A 20,124-nucleotide genomic window follows, 5' to 3' on the forward strand; every position below is an offset into this window, starting at 1 on the left:
TCTCTTTATTTCATTTTGCTAAATAAACGAAAAGCATTCTGTGTCGTTATCTGAGCGATTTCTTCAATACTTAAGCCGAGAGTTTCAGCCAAAATAACCGCTGTATGATACACAAAAGACGGCTCATTTGTTTGTCCACGGTAAGGAACAGGTGCTAAAAATGGTGAATCTGTTTCAATTAACAAACGTTCATAAGGCACAATTTTTGCTATTTCACGAATTTCGAGTGCATTTTTAAAAGTGAGAATACCTGAAAAAGATATATAGCCACCAAGCTCAATGCCAGCACGAGCAAGCTGCATACCAGACGAATAACAATGAAAAATAAATGGAAATTCTCCTTCTTTCATTTGTTCACGTAATATCTGTTCCATATCAGCATCCGCCTTACGCGAATGAATTACAAGAGGTAGCTGTGTTTCCTGAGAAGCAATGATATGTTCCTGAAAACTCTTCTTTTGTTCTTGTGGTGAAGTATAATTATAATGATAATCAAGCCCAGACTCACCAAATGCGACAATTTTAGGATGTTTTGATAAACAAATAAGATTTTCAGCTTTAATATTCTGTTCTTCACAGACATGATTGGGGTGAGTACCAACAGAACAAAAAACCTGTTCATAGGCTTTTGTGATTGCTAAAAGTTTATTCAACTTATGAACATGTGTCGAAATTGTTATCATACGTCCAACATCAACAGCTAAAGCCCGTTGAATAATACCATCCAAATCCTGAGCAAAATCTTCAAAATCAAGATGACAGTGCGTATCAATCAACATCATTCACATCAGCTTTCTTAAAGACATAACGGGGGAAAATCGGCACCGGCAATGGAAGATTTTCACCTTCTTTAATTTTTGAATCGCTTATATGATGTAATAAGCGATCTTCTTTAGCAATTGCAAGACTATCAAGAAGTTTAGCAGCTGATTGAGGAATAAAAGGCAACAGCATAATACCTATCCGTCGTAAAACTTCCAAAGTTACATAAAGAACTGTAAAAAATCTTTCTGGATTACTTTTACATAAACTCCAAGGTTCTTCACTGGCAAAATAGCGGTTAGCATTTGCTACAACTGAAAAAATAGCTGAAAGTGCTAAATGTGGCGCCTGGCATAACATAGCTTGGCGTGTAACCTCAATTACTTGAAGAGATTGTTCTAAAAGTTGTTCATCCTGAGCTAAAAATTCAGCTGGTGCAGGAATTTTTGCGTCACAATTTTTTTGTATCATGGATAAAGAACGCTGTGCTAAATTGCCAAGATTATTAACAAGATCTGCAGTGATACGATTTACAAAACTTTCGTGATTATAACTACCATCTTGCCCGAATGGTATTTCACGAAGAAAAAAATAACGGACTTGATCAAGACCATAACGGTCAATCATTTCAAAAGGGTCAACTATATTTCCAACGGATTTTGACATTTTTGCACCGCGATTTAACAAAAAACCGTGTGCAAAAATACGTTTAGGCAATTCAATCCCAGCTGATATTAAAAATGCTGGCCAATAAATTGCGTGGAAACGAATAATATCTTTGCCAATAATATGAGTACTTGCAGACCAAAAATGACGTTTTTTTGATGTTTCATTGAAAAAATCAATTGCTGTAAGATAATTTGTAAGCGCATCAACCCAAACGTACATTACATGCTTTGAATTATTTGGGACACAAACCCCCCAATTAAAATTTGTCCGAGAAATGGAAATATCTTTTAACCCTGATTTGATAAAACTTATAATCTCATTACGCCGTTCATTGGGAGCAATGAAATCAGGATATTTTTCATAATGCTCAAGAAGAGATTTTTCATAACGGGAAAGCCTAAAAAAATAACTTTCTTCTTCATTCCACTCAACTGGAGATCCTAGCTCTTTTTCATAACGGATTCCATCTTCCCCAATTTGGGTGTCCTTTTCTTCATAATAAGATTCTTGACGAACCGAATACCAACCAGCATAACGATCAAGGTAAATATCTCCATTAGCTTCCATTTTTTTCCAAATCGCTTGACAGGTTCGGTGATGTCTTTCTTCTGTCGTGCGAATGAAATCATCGTTAGAACAGTTTAACTTTGTAAGCATCTTTTGAAAGATAGCACTGTTACGATCTGCAAGTTGCTGAGGTGTTATGTTCAATGCTTCTGCTGCCTGTTGCATTTTGAGACCATGCTCATCCGTGCCAGATAGAAAAAATACGTCTTTACCGTCTAATCGTTGAAAACGAGCTAAAGAATCACTCGCAATTGCATTATAAGCATGCCCAATATGCGGAGCACCATTAGGATAAAAAATTGGAGTAGTTATATAATACGTGTCACGCATGTTATATCCAGTTGAAACATAAAAAAGGATACAATGACATAACGCCTATTAATTACATTGTCACGAAAAAAGCTTAGATTCGTGAACGATCTTATGAACTTTAAAAAGTAGATTGATAATAAATTGCTTTTTATCAAGATTAAATGATTGCAGTTGTGCTATTTCCTGATAAATCTCTTGCCATGTTTGTGCATATTTTTTTGAAAGAGTGAGAATCCCCTTTTCAGCCGAAATAATAGCTCTTTTTTGAATCTTATCAAGAATTTCATCACAAAATTGTTGAAATTTGACATCCGAATCCGATGACGAAAGTGTCTGAGCAAGATTGTGCAAAAGAGCTAGATTACAAACAGATTGTTCTAAAAAACTATCAATGGTTTGAATAATTTCAAGCCCACCATAACACATATGTAAGAGCGCTTTTCGAGGATTTCCTTGGGATTTCTCAATGACCATTTTCATAGCTTCTCTATCAGCCCCCCCCTGATCAGAAAGAATATGTGAAATAACTTGTTTTATCTCATCATCACACAATGGTCGCAAAGAGATTTGTTGACAGCGTGAACGAATTGTCGGAAGTAATTTTCCTGAACAATGTGTAATAATAATAAATAAAGCCTTTACTGGAGGCTCTTCAAGCATTTTGAGAATTGCATTAGCAGCACTTCTACTCATATCATCTGCAGAATCGATGATAATAATACGCCATCCACCATCTTGCGATGTTTGGTTTAAAAAATGTGTGACATCGCGGATATCATCAATTGATATACTTGTTTTGAACTTTTGTGTTTTTAAATCAAAATGGCGAGAAACGTGTATAAGACCAGGGTGACTGCCCTGCATTATCTGATGCCATACAACTGAATCATGCTTTGGCTGCAAAAAACCACTTTCTTGATTACTTAAAATATTCCAAGCAAAGTGAAATGCTAATGTTGCTTTACCAATCCCCCGCTCTCCTTCAAATAATAATGCATGATGTACACGCCCTTCTTCACGTATCTGTGCCAAAAAGTGACGAACTTCTTTATGACCAATGATAATATTATTTTGTGATGGTGATAAAATCCCTTCGATATCGTCATATTGGCGCAAAAAATTGATATCACTCATGGCACATGACCCAATATTAACTGATGACAGATATCTTTTATTTGTGATGCTATCGTTTCTACTGCACAGGTTGCATCAATTACACGAAATCTAAAGGGTTCATTTCTAGCCAATTGAAGAAAAGCTTGTCGTCTTTGTTCTTGAATATTTAATTGATCTTTTTCGAAATAATCGACCTTTCCAATTTCTTTCTTTCGTGACTCTGTACGCTCCATACCAAACGTTGCTGGTATATCTAACAAAAATGTCAAATTGGGCATGACTGTACCCAGACCGATATGTTCTAAAACAGAAAGAAGGTGAGAATTCACCTTATTATTAAGCCCCTGATAAACCCGCATAGAATCAATAAAACGATCGCATAAAACAATTTTTCCTGCCTGCAAAGAAGGTAAAATAACTTCACTAACATGATCAACACGCGCTGCTGTAAATAAGACTGCTTCAATGAATGCACCATATTGTTTTGTATTACCTGATAATAAAACATAGCGCATTGCTTCAGCACCTGCTGTTCCTCCAGGTTCTCGGGTTATAACAACATCATAGTTTTTACTACGAAAATACTGCGCAAGCAAAGAAATTTGAGTCGTTTTACCTGCTCCTTCCCCTCCTTCAAATGTAATAAAATAACCTGACACGTATAAACCTTAATTCCTTACTTTGGCTTATATTATAAGTATTTTTAAAAGCATCCAATTATTATTTTATAAAGCGCATTTTTAAAATAAATAAAATATTACTTCAATTGTCATTAATTTTGCTAATGAAAATAGGAAAAAGATAATATTACTCTGTTTTTAAAATATTATCATGCATCATCAATAATAGCGATTATGGTGTAGAGATCTAAAATTTTGCGCTTTTATCTATTAAATATTAATCCCAAAATAAGGAAAAAACTTTAATGCTATTGCTATTATACGGTTGATTCCTCTTTGTTTAGAAAATCAGCATAAAAAGCAGATTATACAAAAAAGAGGTTATTCATTTTTCACAAAGAATATATTTATAAATTAAAAAAATTTTTATGTTTTTCTGATAATTAGAAAAAGAAATTTATAAAATAAATTCTATTATTAATATAACACATTATATATTATACATTTTCTGTTATATAGGATTTACTTATAACATTTCATTTAGTTATTGCCTTGCTGTAAATATATTTAATTCAGCTTTGTTTTTTAATGAAGATATTTATATTTCCTTGGATCATTTGCGACTTTTTTATGCATATCGTAAAAAATACAGCGTTTTTTCTTAAGACAATTTACAATAGACTTATCCTAAGTTTTCTTTATTGAGTTTATGAGCAAAAGTGATTTGATCAAGTGATGTAGGTTTATTAATCAAAACAGGGCCAATATCTGGTAATTTTATCAAAAAAGTTTCAATTGATTGTTTTGAATTCATTGTAGCCTTCATCAGCTGTTTTTGCTGACCTGTATTAAACGCAAAAAATATATTATCTTCCTTGTCTTCTAGAGTATTCGCTAATGCTAGCATCATAGATGAATTATAATCTCTAGATGTATAAGAGGCTATTAAATAAGCACGATCATAATCATTTACAGGTGCTTTACTGACATACTCTACTTTAACATTCGTAACCCCTTTATTGACATAACCAAGAATTGTTGCAGCTTGTTTTGATAAATCAATAATTCTATCTTTTATATAAGGACCACGGTCATTTACTCTAACAATAATAGAAGAGCCATTTTCTAGGTTTGTAACGCGAGCATAACTGGGCAAAGGCATCGTAGGGTGGGCAGCAGTTAAGAGATTCATATCATAGATTTCACCATTTGCAGTTAAACGCCCATGGAAATCTGAACCATACCATGATGCTTGACCAACACGTTTATAAGTTGGATCGTCTTCTGGATAATACCATTTTCCTTTTACTTGATAAGGTTTACCAACAACAGCTCTACTGCCTTTATTTTTTGATTTATGTTGTGTATTTAAAATCTTTTCAGGTACAGTAACAGCCTTTGCCGCCTTTACCTTAGATGTTGTATTGGTGGGACTTTTCCCTGCAAATTGTGTTGTTTGGTTTGCACAAGCTGTTAATAAACCAACAGCAGCAATCATAGGCACAAATTGAAATATTATTTCAACAACAGAGGTTAACTTTCTTTTACTATTTAAAAGCATTTATCAGCCCGCTTACCCTTCTTTAGCTTTGTAAATATGGAAATTACATTCTTCGTGTATGGTAGGAAAATTTATACCCATGAATGACTATATTCGTTAGATTTATGGTATTCTAAAAAACAATCTTTCATCAAGCTATTAACGTAATATAAAAGAATATTTGTTTTAATTTATAAGAGATAGTTTACAACCTAACGTTTATTAAAGTTAAACAAAATCAATAAGTTATAAATATAAAATCAGAAACAAAACATCATAATATAAACTGTGAATTAAGCAGAGATTATTTTATATGAATAATAGAAAGTAGGTATAATTTACCAATAGCATAATAATTTTTACCAATTTACGAGGAATTTGGAAACATTATTTATGGTGAGCGCGCAGGGATTCGAACCCTGGACCTACTGATTAAAAGTCAGTTGCTCTACCAACTGAGCTACGCGCTCCCACACAGTTATTTTGCTTGTGGAAAATGAATGGGAACATACGGTTGACTTTTCATTTGGTCAACACCTTTTATGAAAAAATATTATTTTTTACTTTGTTTATCAAAATATTGTTTATTGCACCCAACTTTCTTACTATTTTATGCACTCTTTTAGGATACAAAATAGTACACATTACACCCATAAAATATAGGTAGAAGATATGCTTTCTAGTAAATGCAAATGACATCATTCAAATGAAAACAGAATATTAATGATTCAAATTTTCAAGAATTCTTTGCTTCTTTTTCGCATAATTTTAGTGTGACTTAATCTTTCAAAAATAGTAGCAATATTGTTGCGAATTAATCATTTGATAAAGTGATTCTAGCTCTGCAATTCATAACTGGCTACGCTCAATTGAAAAGTCGTTCTTTAATTGAGCTATTATTATAATAATAAAGTAGGCAAAATATTTGAGTCTACCTTATAAGGTAGAGATAATACTTTTCAAAAGCTGATTATAAAATCATATGAAAGTTTTATTCAACTTGAGAAAAATCTTTGTTGATATCCACAAAATCACACTAAAACCTATAATTATATCTGTTAAAACACAGCTAATATAAATTAAAGTTTAAGCAATTTTCTATCCGTCAATGATTATTTATATTCTTACCTAAAAAATGATATTTCACATATAACTATAAAATATAAAATTTGACGGATGATATATACGAATATTGTCAGATAAAAAATAAAGTAAAGAATTTTGCGTTATTTTATAAAAAATTGTAGAATAATCATAAAATACCTATGCTTTAAATACCTATGCTTTATCTTTTATTATTTTTTCTTTTTCGATTTTTTGATTGGAATGTTGAATGCTGACATGTAAACAATATGAGCTACTTTTATTCATTCACAATCATATGAAAGAAACTGGTGCTCCCCCCACCTTTGATGAGATGAGAAATGCATTAGAGCTTGCTTCAAAATCCAGCATTCATAGGCTTATTACAGCCCTAGAAGAGCGTGGTTTTATACGTCGTTTACCAAACCGTGCTCGTGCAGTAGAAGTTATCCGACTTCCCGATAAAATAACATTCGATCTTTCCTCTGCACGTAAAATTTTTCCAAGTATGGTTGAAAAAAACAAAAAGAAAACATTTCAAAACCTTGATAATCTTGATCATTCTGACACGAAAAATAAACAAAATGTTACTATCCCTATTATGGGCCGTATTGCTGCTGGCGTACCTATTTCAGCGATACAGCAGCAAACAAATACACTTTCTCTTCCACCAGACATGATTGGTTTAGGTGAGTATTACGCCTTAGAAGTTAAAGATGATTCTATGGTCGAGGCAGGGATTATTGATAAAGATACTATAATTGTTAGACGTCAAAGTACAGCAACACAAGGTGAAATTATTGTTGCATTAATTGATAAACAAGAAGCAACTTTAAAACGTTACCGACGTAAAAGGGGAGCGATTACATTAGAGGCTGCGAATCCTCATTATGAAACGCGCATATATAGGCCTGAACGTGTTCATATACAAGGCAAACTTGTTGGGCTTATTCGCCATTATTAAAAAACAAAATAATTGAAAATATAAATAAACAGCTGTGTACGTTTATAGAAATGTTTATATATACAAAGTCGTCGCCGTGATGATTATAGATAACACCATTATTAGTGTTTTTGTCTTTTGTATTCTGTACGCTCGTGATTATAAATAAGTTTACATAACTTTGTAGCAAAATGTATCAAATGCGTTTAAAAGTTAAAGAGTATGCAGACATTTTTCCTAAAAAAATAGGAATAATGGATAAGCTAGATTTTTATTAAAGAATTACAAGGATTAATTATGGCAGCACCCCGCATTAGTTTTGTTTCTCTCGGTTGTCCAAAAGCACTTGTAGATTCTGAGCGTATTATTACAAGTCTTCGTTCTGAAGGTTACGAAATCTCACATAAGCACCAAGGAGCGGATCTTGTTATTGTTAATACCTGTGGTTTTCTTGATTCTGCACGAACTGAATCACTAGCTAACATTGAAAAAGCTATCAAAGAAAACGGAAAAGTTATTGTAACTGGATGCCTTGGTGCTGAACCTGATGTTATCCGTCAAGCACATCCTAATGTATTAGCTATTACTGGACCACAAGCATATGAAAACGTCATACAAGCAGTTCATACAGTCGTTCCTCCAGTTCATGACCCATTCGTTGATTTAGTTCCTCCGCAAGGTATCCGCCTTACACCCCGCCATTATGCTTATTTAAAAATTTCTGAAGGATGTTCTAATCGATGTAAATTTTGTATTATCCCTGCTCTGCGCGGTAATTTGGTCTCTCGCCCTATAGGCGATATTCTCCGCGAAGCAGAAAAGCTTGTACAAGCAGGCGTAAAAGAACTTTTGATTATTTCACAAGACACTAGTGCTTATGGCATTGATATTAAATATGCTGAAAGCTCTTGGAAAGACCGCACAATAAAAACTAAATTTTTAGATCTTTGTCGCGAATTAGGAGATATGGGTGTTTGGGTGCGTATGCACTATGTTTATCCTTACCCTCATGTTGATGCAGTTATTGAACTGATGGCTGCAGGAAAAATCCTCCCTTATTTAGATATCCCTTTTCAGCACGCATCACCAACTGTTTTACGCAATATGAAACGCCCTGCTCATATGGAAAAAACGAATCGTAGAATTGAAGAGTGGCGAAAAATTTGTCCAGATCTCACTTTGCGATCAACATTTATTGTTGGTTTTCCAGGAGAAACCAATGAAGATTTTGAGACGCTTCTTGAATGGTTAGAAGAAACAAAAATTGAGCATGCTGGTTGCTTTAAATATGAGGCAGTAAAAGGCGCTGCTGCAAATGATCTTGAATTAGAAAACATTGCGGAAGAAGTGAAAGAAAGTCGTTGGCATCGCTTTATGGCAAAACAACAACAAATTTCTGCCCGTCTTTTAAAGAAAAAAATTGGACAAAGGCTTCAAATCCTCATTGACGAAACTCAAGGTAAAGTGGCTAAAGGCCGCAGTAAGTATGATGCTCCAGAGATAGATGGCGTTGTTCACGTATCATCACGGCGACCACTTCGCAGTGGCGAATTTGTTACTGTTAAAATCGAACAATCGGATGCCTACGATCTTTATGGTATTGCTGTTTAAATTATAGTAAAGCGTTAAAAGCGAAAAGTTTTTTATCAAGCAAATGACTTGGGCGTACATTTGTCAAAGCACGAATCATAGTATCTTTACGCCCTGGCATTCTTTTTTCGATATCATTTAGCATTTCTTTTATTACATTGCGTTGCAAACCACTTTGGCTACCACAAAGATTACAAGGAATAATAGGAAATTGCATTGCTTGAGAAAACTTTTTCATATCTTCCTCAGCTGCATAAACAAGAGGACGCAAAACAAAAAGATCTCCCTCATCATTTATAAGCTTTCCAGGCATAGCTGCTAAGCGACCACCATGAAATAAATTCATAAAAAACGTTTCAAAAACATCATCACGATGATGTCCCAGTACTAATGCAGAACATCCCTCCTCACGTGCGATACGATACAAATGCCCACGCCGCAATCGAGAACAAAGCGAACAATATGTTTGCATTGGTGTCAGCTTATCTGTAACAACTGAATAAGTATCCTGATATTCAATGCGATAAGGAATTTGACAATTATTCAAATAATTAGGAAGAACATGCTTTGGAAAACCTGGTTGACCTTGATCAAGATTACAAACTAAAATTTCAATTTGTAAAAGACCACGCCATTTTAAATCTAAAAGAAGAGCCAGTAAGCCGTAAGAATCTTTCCCACCGGATAAAGCAACAAGCCATTTTTTCCCTGAAGATAACATAGAGAAATCATCGAACGCTTGCCGTATATGACGTAAAAGTCGTTTACGTAATTTATTAAACTCTACAGTTGAAGGGGCAACTCGAAACATTGGATGGCAATCATTAAAACTCTCCTCCAAAAGACCACCTATACCTACATTTCCTATTATTTGATATTACTGAGAAACTTTAATTTATAATACTATACCCTGTACAATAATACAATGACTCACTTTTCATCATAATACAAATAGCAACAAATATAACAGGATTTAAATTTATGCTAAATCCTGTCTGTAAATTGGATATCAATAATCAAAAAAATAAAAACGCACGTACTTTATCGCAGAAAAAATTGATAACCTCTGTGAGTTAATGATGTTATCAGTTCTAGCGGTTGTGAAACAACATAGCGATTTTAAAATACACAATCAAATTAGAGAGCGATAAACCTACATAAAAATTTAGCGTGAATAAAATTCAACAACTAAATTAGGCTCCATGTGAACAGCATAAGGAACATCTGAAAAACCAGGAATACGAGTAAAAGTTGCTTTCATTTTGCTATGGTCTGCTTCAATATATTCAGGTACATCACGCTCAGCTAACTGTATAGATTCTAAGACCAAAACAAGCTGCTTTGATTTTTCACGAACTTCAATAACATCGCCTGGTTTACAACGGTATGACTGAATGTTGGTACGTCGACCATTTACATTGACGTGACCATGATTGATAAATTGACGAGAAGCAAAAATAGTAGGTACAAATTTTGCACGATAAACGATAGCATCTAAACGTGACTCTAGAAGGCCGATAAGATTTTCACTTGTATCACCACGACGACGAACAGCTTCTTCATAAATTTTACGAAATTGCTTTTCTGAAATATCACCGTAAAATCCTTTTAATTTCTGCTTAGCACGCAATTGGATACCATAATCAGAAAGTTTACCTTTACGGCGCTGCCCGTGTTGACCAGGACCATATTCACGGCGATTTACAGGAGACTTGGGACGCCCCCAGATATTTTCCCCCATACGGCGGTCAATTTTATACTTTGTTAATTCGCGCTTACTCATCGCATTTCCTTTACATAAAAAACAAGATCAAAATATAGACCTCAAGGAAACGCACCCTCCTCTGCCTTCTAAAGTGAAGACTGACAGGATATCTTACACACAAATTTGAAAGCTATCCACGGGACACGTCAATTAATATTATTTTCTTAAAAGAAAAAGTTAAAATAACTTTATTCAATTATACTTTAAAGTCAACTCCTTTTACTATATTAAAACCAAACTTTTGTAATAAATGCTCAGTTGCAACTCCTATATTTTGCGATGTAAATAAAGCACAATCTTCATGTTTCTTTATATTTTTATTTCGTATTTCCTCTAATAATAACGATCTGGTGCGTCTGGCTATAGCCTTTGCTGAATCAATCCAACTTACCGGCCATAAAGCCTGCTTATGAAATAAATTAATTAAAAAAGGATAGTGTGTGCAAGCCAAGACAACAATATCTGTATATTTGCTATTTTTCTCAACAAAGCACGGTAAGATTTCACGACGCAATTCTTTGTCATCGATAGGATTCCCACGTAAATAATTTTCAGCAAATCCTGCAAGTTTTGTACTCCCTACAAGCTGAACATGGCATTGATTGGCAAAAGAATCTATTAATTTATGTGTATACGCACGTTGAATCGTCCCAGGAGTTGCTAACACTGAAATAAGACCCGACTTTGTCTTTTTAGCTGCTAATTTAATTGCAGGTACAGTTCCAACAAAAAGAACATTAGGAAATTTTCGTCGTAAATCTGTTATCACCAATGTAGAAGCCGTATTGCAGGCAATAATACATAAAGCAGGATTATAAAGTTTTAATAGATTTGTAAAAATCTTTAAAATGCGCTGTTTTAAAGCATTTTCACTCCAAATACCATAAGGAAATCCTGCATCATCAGCAACATAAATAAATTGGAATTCAGAAATAAGAGCGCGCACTTCTTCCACCACTGTTAACCCACCAATACCGCTATCAAAAAAAAGAAGTGGTCGCTCACTCATTAGTGTTTACACCTGTTGTGATTTTCTTTTTGCGATTACGCCCTACAGGTGCACCGCTACCCCGTGGAAATTGAGGTGAAAAATGATCTAGCGAAGATATAACTCCCCGTAGCAATCGAATTTCAGATTCACTCAATTTAGCACGTGTAAAAACAGAGCGTATATTGAGGACCATTACCTCTTTGCGTTCTTGTGGTCTAAAATATCCACGAGAATCCAAAGCATTTTCTAATTGCGATAAAAAACCGTGCAGTGTGGCTTTATCCGCTGATTTCATTTCTGCTACACGAAAAGCTGTATCGTTTAAATCATCTAAACCGGATTTCATCCATTCATAAGACATCAACAGAACTGCTTGGGCAATATTCAATGAAGCAAAAGCAGGATTAACCGGAAAAGTAACAATTTCATCAGCAAAACTAATTTCGTCATTTTTAAGCCCCCACCTTTCTCTACCAAATAAAATACCTATTTTATGCCCAATACCTTCATGATAACGTAAAATACCTGCTGCTTCTACAGCACTTCTAACAGTCTTAAAACCACATCTTTTACGTGCTGTTGTGCCCAAAACATAATTTAAATCTGCGATTGCGTCATATAATGTATTAAAAACTAACGCATTATCAATAATATGATCAGCTTTACTGGCTGCAGCTCTAGCTTTTTCATTTGGAAATACTTTTCGCGGTTTAACTAGCCGAAGATTAGATAGTCCAAAATTTGCCATCGCTCTTGCCACCATACCAATATTTTCTGGTAATTGCGGCTCAACTAAGACAACAATTGGACCATTCATTATATTTTGACGTTTCCTATTTGTCCCAGCCATTTCATTTCACCGACCTTCATAAATCATATCTCTATAGCTAATTTTTCTGCAACTCAACCTCTCAAATCAATACTCCATGAAATAACCTTTTTAGTGACAAATTGTAGTCAATTTTATCTTCCCAATAGAAACTCATTGATTTATCTAAAAAAGGATTAAGTATGAATTCCGAAAAAAAATGACTCTTGCACTCATAACAATGTTATTGATTGTTACAACTATTATTTTTATGCCCATGTAACTATATCCGATGTGCTTCAACTCATCTAAATATAAGTCTTGAGTTGAATTATAAGATTATACCCTTTAATAAGGGAATATGTTCTTTGTTTCTGAACTCTATCCTGCAAAGCTTGTCCGCCGTTATAAACGCTTTCTTGCTGATGTTAGAAAGAATGATCAGCATATTTTTACCGTTTCAGTTCCTAACACTGGTTCGATGCTTGGGTTAACAACTCCCGATTCTAATGTTTGGCTTTCATACAGTAATGATCCTAAGCGAAAATATCCATATCGATTAGAAATTGTCGAAGCAGATAATACTTTGGTTGGCATTAATACAACTTTGCCTAACAAACTTGCATTAGAAGCAATTCAAAATGGCTTATTGCCCGAATTAAGCGGGTATAAAACCATCTTAAGTGAACAACGTTACGGTACACACTCACGTATTGATTTTCTTCTACATGATGACACCCTTCCAGAATGTTATCTGGAAGTAAAAAACGTTCATTTCATACGTCAAAAGGGATTAGCAGAATTTCCCGATACCGTAACAAAACGTGGTGCACGCCATCTTGATGAGCTCATAAAAATTGTGCAACAAGGAAAGCGAGCGGCTATGCTTTACATCATTCAACGAGAAGATTGCTCCGCTTTTGCAGTTTGCCGTGATCTTGATCCCACTTATGGACGTAAATTTGATTTAGCTTTAAAATCAGGGATAGAATTTTATGCCATAAAATGTCACGTAAGTATAAAAGGTATTTTTCCGATTCACCAAGTAAAAATAGAAAATAGTAAGAAAAATGACCAGTTATATTGAATATAATAAAGTACCCTTAAAATTTAATGGACAAATTCGTATCTTTGACGACTATGCTTTTTCTGAAATGCGTAAAGTTGGTCGCATTGCAGCAGAATGCCTTGATGCACTCACAGATATCATTAAACCTGGTATCACTACACAAGAAATTGATGATTTTATCTTTATTTATGGAGCTGAACGCGGTGCTCTACCTGCTGACTTAAATTATCATGGATACAGCCACTCATGCTGTACATCTATCAATCACGTTGTTTGCCATGGCATACCCAATAAAAGGCCTTTGCAAGAAGGTGATATTGTTAATATTGATGTAACATTCATTCTCAATGGTTGGCATGGAGATTCAAGTCGCATGTATCCTGTTGGAAAAATCAAGCGTGCTGCAGAACGCTTGCTAAAAATAACTCATGAAAGCCTTATGAGGGGAATTGCAGCAGTTAAACCTGGTGCAACTACAGGTGATATTGGTGCAGCTATTCAGCGTTACGCAGAATCTGAACGATGCTCAGTTGTAAGAGATTTTTGTGGTCATGGAATTGGTCAACTTTTTCATGATGCACCAAATATTTTACATTATGGAAACCCAGGGGAAGGTGAAGAATTAAAACAAGGTATGATATTCACAATTGAACCCATGATTAACCTTGGCAAGCCACAAGTTAAGATTTTATCTGATGGCTGGACTGCTGTGACACGTGATCGTTCACTTACTGCACAGTATGAACATACAATTGGCGTAACAAGTCAAGGATGCGAAATATTTACTGAATCCCCTAAAGATATTTTTTATGTTCCAAATTCATATGCTTAAATAAATGTAGTAATATTATGGCTAAAAAATCAAATAAAAATGGAGTCATGCAAAGCAATTCCTTTGAGCTAACATCAAGTGCTTCGCTTAATCCGATAGCACAAACAAAAAATGAAAAGCTTAAAATAACTAAACATTATGAAGGACATCGTGAACGTCTGCGTAAACGCTACTTAAAGACGAAAGGTAATGTAATTGAGGATTATGAATATCTTGAGCTATTGCTTTTTCGTACTCTTCCTCGAGTAAACACAAAAATAATAGCCAAAGATTTAATAGAACGTTTTGGTTCATTAACTGATGTGTTGAATGCTGATATTAACCTTCTTCAAGAAGTTCCTGGATGTGGTCCAGCTACTGCAATAGACCTAAAAATTATTTCAGGTGTCGCAGGACGCCTTGCTCGTGCACAACTGTCTAAACGTGATATTTTTTCCACGTGGGATAAAGTATTAGCTTATTGCAAAGCTGTTATGGCGCATGAAACACGGGAACAATTTCGTGTTCTATTTCTTGACAAGAAAAACGGCCTACTTTCTGATGAGGTTCAACAAACTGGCACTATCGATCACACTCCTGTCTACCCTCGTGAAGTTGTCTCTCGAGCTTTAGAATTATCTGCATCAGGGCTTATCTTAGTTCACAACCACCCTTCCGGTGATGCTACACCTTCTGATTCAGATATATCAATGACGTACAGATTAAAAGATATTGCCAATGCACTTGGAATTATTCTTCATGACCACCTTATTATCGCGCGTAACGATTACACGAGCTTTAAAGCACTAAAACTTATATAAAACCAATTGAATGCAGAAGAAAATCGTGTTCCAATTACAATTAATTGCGTCACTTTCCCAGATCAATATCTAATATAGCCATTGAAAAGTTATAGGATAATTCATCTTCATCCTCGTCCCGGTAAATAATACCCAAAAATTCATCCCCGATATAAACTTCACAGGAATCATCTTTTTTCGGCCGTGTTTTTACCTGCAATGCTGAATTTTGGAACGTCTTTTTAAAATAACTATCAAGTTTTCTTATTTCATCAGCATTCACTGCACTCTCCTACATTTTAAGATTATCAATTAATTCCTTTTTGCAGATAAAATACTTCTATGATTCTGCAAAGATGGTAAAAATTTTTTATTCCCAATCTTTAATCCTGTTATTTATGTTTAAAACAAGATCATTCTCACAAACTTTATTGAATAACTTTCAAGCCTATAATTATTATTAAATTTTAAAATAAAAAAATAAACAACAAGCTTTGTTTTATTTTTTTATTTAACGCCCTCTTCTATAAAGATATTCGAAATATACCTTAAATATCAACCGCCACAATGCTTAGTTATTTCACTTCAAGTAAAGTCATTATAAATAAAAACATTATTTCCTACAAACAATGTTTTACTTACCATGAAACTTTTTGCATGATCTACATGTAATCTTTTTCCAATAATTATTTACTAAGTAAATAAATACCAACAGAAAATATCTTTGTAAAATAAATTTACTTTTTTGTTTTTATTCCTATAAACAATAACTTTGAACTCAAAAAGAGAATAAGTTCAATTAATCTATCGTGAAGAAGATTTTTATTCTAGCATAAGCTGTTTTAAATTTATAGCAGTTACGATTTGTCTATAAAATCTACGATATAAAAATCATTCCATTTATTTTACAAATTAAAATAACTGAAATATTCATTTGATTTATATCATTTATTTCAATATTTTTATATATAAAAAATTAAATTATAATATAATCCATTAATGTAAGCTTTTATCAATATCTTTCTGCTTCTAAACATAAGCTACACAATAAAGCAGAGATTCCGAATAAACTTTTTATATTTTCAAAATAACAAAATGTTAAATTCTGTTTCAGCTTTCTATAAATATAGATGAATTTTATGTAATCGGATAATGAGAAAGAAAATCAATAACACCTTTTTTATAGACCTGATCCCCTACAGCAAGCATATGATCTCGTCCTGGAATCTCTAAAGCTTCACCATGTGGCAACAAAGCTACTAATGGTTCTGCCTCACCACTAATATCATCTAACGAACCAACAGCAACAAGCGCAGGTTGCTTGATTTTATGAACATCAGAGTCTGTTAATTTTTGTGTTGATGTCATGATACAAGTAGCAAGAGCGCGTCTATCACTTTTAGTTTGATCTACAAACTTACGGAACATCAGACCGCGCGCATTAGTAATAGTTGAAACATCTTCTGCTAAAAGAGCTTCTGCAACGGGTTTCCAGTCACCTCCCCCCGTTACCATACCAATCCCTAAACCTCCAAAAATAACACTATGCACATATGTTGGATACAAAAGCGCCATAAATGCACTGATCCGAGCCCCCATGGAATATCCCATAACATGAGCTTTAGATAATCCTAAGTGTTGAAGCAATTTAATCGCATCGCCAGCCATAGCTTGAGGAGTGTAAAATAAAGGATCATAACTTTTAACTGAATCACCATGTCCACGATTATCGAGAGCTATAACTCGATAACCTACTTCAACAAGGCTACGAAACCACCCTGTTGCATACCAATTAATTCGTGCAGAAGATCCAAAGCCATGAATCAATAAAATAGGAATACCTTGACCTTCTTCGCGATAAGCAAACCGTAAACCATTGTGTTCAAAAAAATAAACATCTTTTGCCGTCATTCTCCACTACCTTTACATTTCCCACAAATAGCAGGATGAATAACACGCTGCCCTTTTTGTATGTTTTTATCAGCAACTTCACCAGCATTGAGTTCAATAGCGAAATCTGCCGGCACCATTGATGAAATAATATCTTCCGAAAATATACGGGTATTTTCAACAATTGAAACAATAATTCCCTCAGAGTTTAAAAAAATCATATCCAAGGGTAAAGGAGTATTTGCCATCCACATAAACATTTCCTGTGTATTCTCAGATGTATTATTTACTGAATTTTTAAATAACATTGCATGATTTTGAGGAAAATGAGTGCGATACATCAAGCCAGCGCTTGACTGAGCTTGTGAAAAAGCAATTTCAACATTATAAGAAAATGCACCTTGTTTTGTATTAATTACTAAGGGGGTTGAATCAACTGGAATCTGTATAGGCTTTTTTGCCATAGTCACCTTTATACCTATACAAAATAACACCCCTATACAAAAAAAGATCAATCGAATGATCTGTTTTCTTTTAGAAAACTTCAAATATCTTAGTCCTTCTTAATGATTAATTTTTTAGCTTTATTAGAAAATAAAAAACATTAAAATCTTAAACAAAAGAAATAAAATAAACTATAATATTGAAATTTAATGCGTAGCAAATGGAAGTGCTATATCAGGATAAATTTCTGCTGTCATCAGGCCTTTTTCTCCTTTACCAAAACGCACAATAACAACTTGACCAGAACGAAGCTCTGCTAAACCAAAACGACGCAATGTTTCCATATGAATAAAGATATCTTCTGTTCCCTGCCCTCGGCTAAGAAAACCAAAGCCTTTATCACGATCAAACCACTTAACAATTGCACGCTCTAAACCACTTTCAGGAGTAACTACAATATGTGTACGTACCGGAATTTCTGATGGATGAACAGCAGATGATAAATCAATAGACTTAACCTGGACACATTTTAATCCCCGCTCAGTTTTCTTTACAGCGCAAATAATTTTAGCACCTTCCAAAGCCGTTTGAAATCCATCTCGTCGCATCACAGTAACATGTAATAATATATCAGGAAGCCTACATAAATCAGGTACTATAAACCCATACCCCTTACTGCTATCAAACCATTTAATAACACCACTAATTTCAGTAATTTCACCACAAACATCGAAATTATCTTCAGACAGGGAATAATTTTTTAAGGTATCCTTACTCGTCATAATCAAACGTGATTCCTGTAGGGTTAAATTCTACAAATTGATTCTTATCACGTTCAGTAAACATTGCTATTGTATCAACAAGCAAGCCCCAAGATAAGATTTCCCCTACATTGTAGTAACACCCAAAATTTGGCAAATTAATCCACAATATAAATACTTCTCTGAAACGCTTAATCGTATATTTCACACGGTTAATAAAGAACCTTCATACACAATGATTAATTTTTATTAATGTGTAACTTGCATGATAATAAAGTTCAATATAAAGTGTGAAATTACAATTGTAAATAAGGGGAGTATACAATGCAATTGAAGAAATTCCTTACTATAATCGTTACAATAGTGATGCTTACAGCAAATGCTTATACTAATGTAGTAAATGCTTATGCTAATGCTCCTATTAAAATTGGTGTTTACCTTCCATTAACAGGCCAAAATGCATTTGGAGGTCAACTTGAACTGGAAGGTATACAGTTGGCACATAAAAAAATACCTGAGATACTAGGACGTAAAGTCGAGCTTATTATTATTGACAATAAATCCGATAAAGTAGAAGCAGCTAATGCTGTCATGCGTTTAACTGCAAACGACAATGTTAGCGGTATTATTGGAACTTACGGCTCTTCATTAGCATTAGCTGGTGGAGAAGTATCTGAAAAAGCAAAAACTCCTGTTATCGTGACTTCAGCAACAAATCCGCTTATTACGCATGGCAAAAAATACTCTTTTCGCACATGCTTTATTGACCCTTATCAAGGTGCAGGTGCTGCGACTTATGCAATTCAAAATTTACATGCAAAAAAAGCAGCTATATTAAAAGATATATCAAGCGATTACGCAATTGGGCTTGCAAATTATTTTAATCGTTCATTCAAAAAATTAGGTGGTGAAATTATTTTAAATTTAAATTATAATTCTGGAGATCAAGATTTTTCAGCTGCCCTTACACAAATTATAGCACAAAAACCTGACGTTTTATTTATCCCATCCTATTTTTCTGAAGGTTCCATTATCATGAAACAAGCACGTGAATTAGGTGCACAATTCCGCATTATGGGGGGAGATGCTATGGATAACCCAGAAACTATCGCAATTGCTGGAAAAGCCGCAGAAAACTTTTTACATACAACACTTCCCTACGATAAAAATATGCCAAATATGTCAAGAGCTGCACAAGAATTCACAAATGAATGGAATATAGCTTACCCCCATAAAGAACCAAATATCAATTCGGTTTTAGGATACACAGCTTATATAATATTTATGAAAGCTATTGAAAATGCTGAAAGTGCTGATCGCGAAGTAATCACTATAGAATTGAGTAAATTGAAAGATGTACAAACACCTTTTGGTAGTATGTCTATGGATGAAAATCACAATCTTCAAATCCCTATTGGTGTTATTGAAATAAAAGACGGTAAACGTATCTATTTAAATGAAATAAAACCTGCCATCTAATAAGTTTTAGAACATTGATTTATTAAATCAAAATATACGATCTGATGGAAAATTATTCTTTCAATTAAATTATTCAAAAATTTTATATTTTACCCTATATGAAT

19 protein-coding genes and 1 tRNA gene are annotated in these 20,124 nt (G+C 34.0%); 6 read left to right on the forward strand and 14 right to left on the reverse strand.

Annotated elements, in window-relative coordinates; translation table 11 throughout:
- Nucleotides 1-5: 5 nt before the first annotated feature.
- From ME3_RS03835 to ME3_RS03860, 6 genes are all read right to left on the reverse strand, one after another.
- On the reverse strand, nucleotides 6-779 hold the full coding sequence (locus ME3_RS03835; RefSeq protein ID WP_007477291.1) for a TatD family hydrolase: 774 nt from the start codon (nucleotides 777-779) through the stop codon (nucleotides 6-8).
- The gene (metG, locus tag ME3_RS03840; protein WP_007477293.1) at nucleotides 769-2,328 is read right to left on the reverse strand and encodes a methionine--tRNA ligase; all 1,560 of its coding nucleotides are present in this window, start codon (nucleotides 2,326-2,328) and stop codon (nucleotides 769-771) included. The genes ME3_RS03835 and metG overlap by 11 nt, the downstream gene beginning before the upstream one ends.
- Nucleotides 2,329-2,388: 60 nt before the next feature.
- Nucleotides 2,389-3,444: a DNA polymerase III subunit delta' gene (locus ME3_RS03845; protein ID WP_007477295.1), complete on the reverse strand. Its 1,056-nt coding sequence runs from the start codon at nucleotides 3,442-3,444 to the stop codon at nucleotides 2,389-2,391.
- The gene (gene tmk, locus ME3_RS03850) at nucleotides 3,441-4,085 is read right to left on the reverse strand and encodes a dTMP kinase (RefSeq protein WP_007477296.1); all 645 of its coding nucleotides are present in this window, start codon (nucleotides 4,083-4,085) and stop codon (nucleotides 3,441-3,443) included. The genes ME3_RS03845 and tmk overlap by 4 nt, the downstream gene beginning before the upstream one ends.
- A gap of 643 nt (nucleotides 4,086-4,728) precedes the next feature.
- A complete protein-coding gene (locus tag ME3_RS03855; RefSeq protein ID WP_007477297.1) occupies nucleotides 4,729-5,607 on the reverse strand; it encodes a septal ring lytic transglycosylase RlpA family protein in 879 nt (292 codons plus the stop codon).
- A 373-nt stretch (nucleotides 5,608-5,980) separates the two neighbouring features.
- Nucleotides 5,981-6,056: transfer RNA gene (locus tag ME3_RS03860), tRNA-Lys, on the reverse strand.
- Between the two features lie 863 nt (nucleotides 6,057-6,919).
- On the opposite strand from ME3_RS03860, the gene lexA reads away from it, so the two are divergent.
- Together lexA and rimO are read left to right on the forward strand one after the other, a co-directional pair.
- A complete protein-coding gene (gene lexA / locus ME3_RS03865) occupies nucleotides 6,920-7,633 on the forward strand; it encodes a transcriptional repressor LexA (protein WP_007477298.1) in 714 nt (237 codons plus the stop codon).
- A 276-nt stretch (nucleotides 7,634-7,909) separates the two neighbouring features.
- A complete protein-coding gene (gene rimO / locus ME3_RS03870) occupies nucleotides 7,910-9,223 on the forward strand; it encodes a 30S ribosomal protein S12 methylthiotransferase RimO (RefSeq protein WP_007477299.1) in 1,314 nt (437 codons plus the stop codon).
- A gap of 1 nt (nucleotide 9,224) precedes the next feature.
- On the opposite strand, the gene ttcA is transcribed toward rimO, so the two are convergent.
- The 4 genes from ttcA to ME3_RS03890 form a co-directional block, all read right to left on the reverse strand.
- The gene (gene ttcA / locus ME3_RS03875) at nucleotides 9,225-10,013 is read right to left on the reverse strand and encodes a tRNA 2-thiocytidine(32) synthetase TtcA (protein WP_083832828.1); all 789 of its coding nucleotides are present in this window, start codon (nucleotides 10,011-10,013) and stop codon (nucleotides 9,225-9,227) included.
- Nucleotides 10,014-10,367: 354 nt separating this feature from the next.
- Nucleotides 10,368-10,985 carry a 30S ribosomal protein S4 gene (gene rpsD / locus ME3_RS03880; protein WP_007477301.1) on the reverse strand — a complete coding sequence of 206 codons (618 nt, stop codon included), beginning with the start codon at nucleotides 10,983-10,985 and terminating at the stop codon, nucleotides 10,368-10,370.
- Nucleotides 10,986-11,163: 178 nt separating this feature from the next.
- Entirely contained in the window at nucleotides 11,164-11,976 is an 813-nt protein-coding gene (gene murI / locus ME3_RS03885) for a glutamate racemase (protein ID WP_007477302.1), read from the reverse strand.
- The gene (locus tag ME3_RS03890) at nucleotides 11,969-12,808 is read right to left on the reverse strand and encodes an RNA methyltransferase (RefSeq protein ID WP_007477304.1); all 840 of its coding nucleotides are present in this window, start codon (nucleotides 12,806-12,808) and stop codon (nucleotides 11,969-11,971) included. Before ME3_RS03890 ends, murI begins: the two co-directional genes overlap by 8 nt.
- A gap of 319 nt (nucleotides 12,809-13,127) precedes the next feature.
- Here ME3_RS03890 and sfsA point away from each other — a divergent pair, with 319 nt between their 5' ends.
- Genes sfsA through radC form a run of 3 tightly spaced genes read left to right on the forward strand, consistent with a single transcriptional unit; the run spans nucleotide 13,128 to nucleotide 15,467 of the window.
- Nucleotides 13,128-13,853 (forward strand): DNA/RNA nuclease SfsA, encoded by a 726-nt coding sequence (gene sfsA / locus ME3_RS03895; RefSeq protein WP_007477307.1) that lies wholly within the window; start codon nucleotides 13,128-13,130, stop codon nucleotides 13,851-13,853.
- Nucleotides 13,837-14,667, forward strand: a complete 831-nt coding sequence (gene map / locus ME3_RS03900) for a type I methionyl aminopeptidase (protein WP_007477309.1) — start codon at nucleotides 13,837-13,839, stop codon at nucleotides 14,665-14,667. The genes sfsA and map overlap by 17 nt, the downstream gene beginning before the upstream one ends.
- Nucleotides 14,668-14,684: 17 nt before the next feature.
- On the forward strand, nucleotides 14,685-15,467 hold the full coding sequence (radC, locus tag ME3_RS03905) for a RadC family protein (protein WP_007477311.1): 783 nt from the start codon (nucleotides 14,685-14,687) through the stop codon (nucleotides 15,465-15,467).
- 49 nt (nucleotides 15,468-15,516) lie between these two features.
- Here the strand turns inward: radC and ME3_RS03910 are convergent, their stop codons facing one another.
- The 4 genes from ME3_RS03910 to ME3_RS03925 all read right to left on the reverse strand — a co-directional run bounded on the left by ME3_RS03910 (nucleotide 15,517) and on the right by ME3_RS03925 (nucleotide 18,562).
- Nucleotides 15,517-15,729 carry a DUF3126 family protein gene (locus ME3_RS03910; protein ID WP_007477312.1) on the reverse strand — a complete coding sequence of 71 codons (213 nt, stop codon included), beginning with the start codon at nucleotides 15,727-15,729 and terminating at the stop codon, nucleotides 15,517-15,519.
- Nucleotides 15,730-16,583: 854 nt separating this feature from the next.
- A complete protein-coding gene (locus ME3_RS03915; RefSeq protein ID WP_007477314.1) occupies nucleotides 16,584-17,357 on the reverse strand; it encodes an alpha/beta fold hydrolase in 774 nt (257 codons plus the stop codon).
- A complete protein-coding gene (locus ME3_RS03920) occupies nucleotides 17,354-17,800 on the reverse strand; it encodes a DUF192 domain-containing protein (protein WP_007477316.1) in 447 nt (148 codons plus the stop codon). Before ME3_RS03920 ends, ME3_RS03915 begins: the two co-directional genes overlap by 4 nt.
- 186 nt (nucleotides 17,801-17,986) lie before the next feature.
- The gene (locus tag ME3_RS03925; protein WP_007477318.1) at nucleotides 17,987-18,562 is read right to left on the reverse strand and encodes a cold-shock protein; all 576 of its coding nucleotides are present in this window, start codon (nucleotides 18,560-18,562) and stop codon (nucleotides 17,987-17,989) included.
- A gap of 303 nt (nucleotides 18,563-18,865) precedes the next feature.
- Between ME3_RS03925 and ME3_RS03930 the strand changes: the two genes are divergently transcribed.
- On the forward strand, nucleotides 18,866-20,020 hold the full coding sequence (locus ME3_RS03930; RefSeq protein ID WP_007477320.1) for an ABC transporter substrate-binding protein: 1,155 nt from the start codon (nucleotides 18,866-18,868) through the stop codon (nucleotides 20,018-20,020).
- The last annotated feature ends 104 nt before the right edge of the window (nucleotides 20,021-20,124 follow it).

It is taken from the genome of Bartonella melophagi K-2C, assembly GCF_000278255.1.
Lineage (GTDB): Bacteria > Pseudomonadota > Alphaproteobacteria > Rhizobiales > Rhizobiaceae > Bartonella > Bartonella melophagi.

Bases quoted from the DNA above. Each gene is read 5' to 3' on its own strand.
- ME3_RS03835 (WP_007477291.1), bottom strand. From the start codon at position 779: ATGTTGATTGATACGCACTGTCATCTTGATTTTGAAGATTTTGCTCAG.
- metG (WP_007477293.1), bottom strand. From the start codon at position 2,328: ATGCGTGACACGTATTATATAACTACTCCAATTTTTTATCCTAATGGT.
- ME3_RS03845 (WP_007477295.1), bottom strand. From the start codon at position 3,444: ATGAGTGATATCAATTTTTTGCGCCAATATGACGATATCGAAGGGATT.
- ME3_RS03855 (WP_007477297.1), bottom strand. From the start codon at position 5,607: ATGCTTTTAAATAGTAAAAGAAAGTTAACCTCTGTTGTTGAAATAATA.
- lexA (WP_007477298.1), top strand. From the start codon at position 6,920: ATGCTGACATGTAAACAATATGAGCTACTTTTATTCATTCACAATCAT.
- rimO (WP_007477299.1), top strand. From the start codon at position 7,910: ATGGCAGCACCCCGCATTAGTTTTGTTTCTCTCGGTTGTCCAAAAGCA.
- ttcA (WP_083832828.1), bottom strand. From the start codon at position 10,013: ATGTTTCGAGTTGCCCCTTCAACTGTAGAGTTTAATAAATTACGTAAA.
- rpsD (WP_007477301.1), bottom strand. From the start codon at position 10,985: ATGAGTAAGCGCGAATTAACAAAGTATAAAATTGACCGCCGTATGGGG.
- murI (WP_007477302.1), bottom strand. From the start codon at position 11,976: ATGAGTGAGCGACCACTTCTTTTTTTTGATAGCGGTATTGGTGGGTTA.
- ME3_RS03890 (WP_007477304.1), bottom strand. From the start codon at position 12,808: ATGGCTGGGACAAATAGGAAACGTCAAAATATAATGAATGGTCCAATT.
- sfsA (WP_007477307.1), top strand. From the start codon at position 13,128: ATGTTCTTTGTTTCTGAACTCTATCCTGCAAAGCTTGTCCGCCGTTAT.
- map (WP_007477309.1), top strand. From the start codon at position 13,837: ATGACCAGTTATATTGAATATAATAAAGTACCCTTAAAATTTAATGGA.
- radC (WP_007477311.1), top strand. From the start codon at position 14,685: ATGGCTAAAAAATCAAATAAAAATGGAGTCATGCAAAGCAATTCCTTT.
- ME3_RS03915 (WP_007477314.1), bottom strand. From the start codon at position 17,357: ATGACGGCAAAAGATGTTTATTTTTTTGAACACAATGGTTTACGGTTT.
- ME3_RS03920 (WP_007477316.1), bottom strand. From the start codon at position 17,800: ATGGCAAAAAAGCCTATACAGATTCCAGTTGATTCAACCCCCTTAGTA.
- ME3_RS03925 (WP_007477318.1), bottom strand. From the start codon at position 18,562: ATGACGAGTAAGGATACCTTAAAAAATTATTCCCTGTCTGAAGATAAT.
- ME3_RS03930 (WP_007477320.1), top strand. From the start codon at position 18,866: ATGCAATTGAAGAAATTCCTTACTATAATCGTTACAATAGTGATGCTT.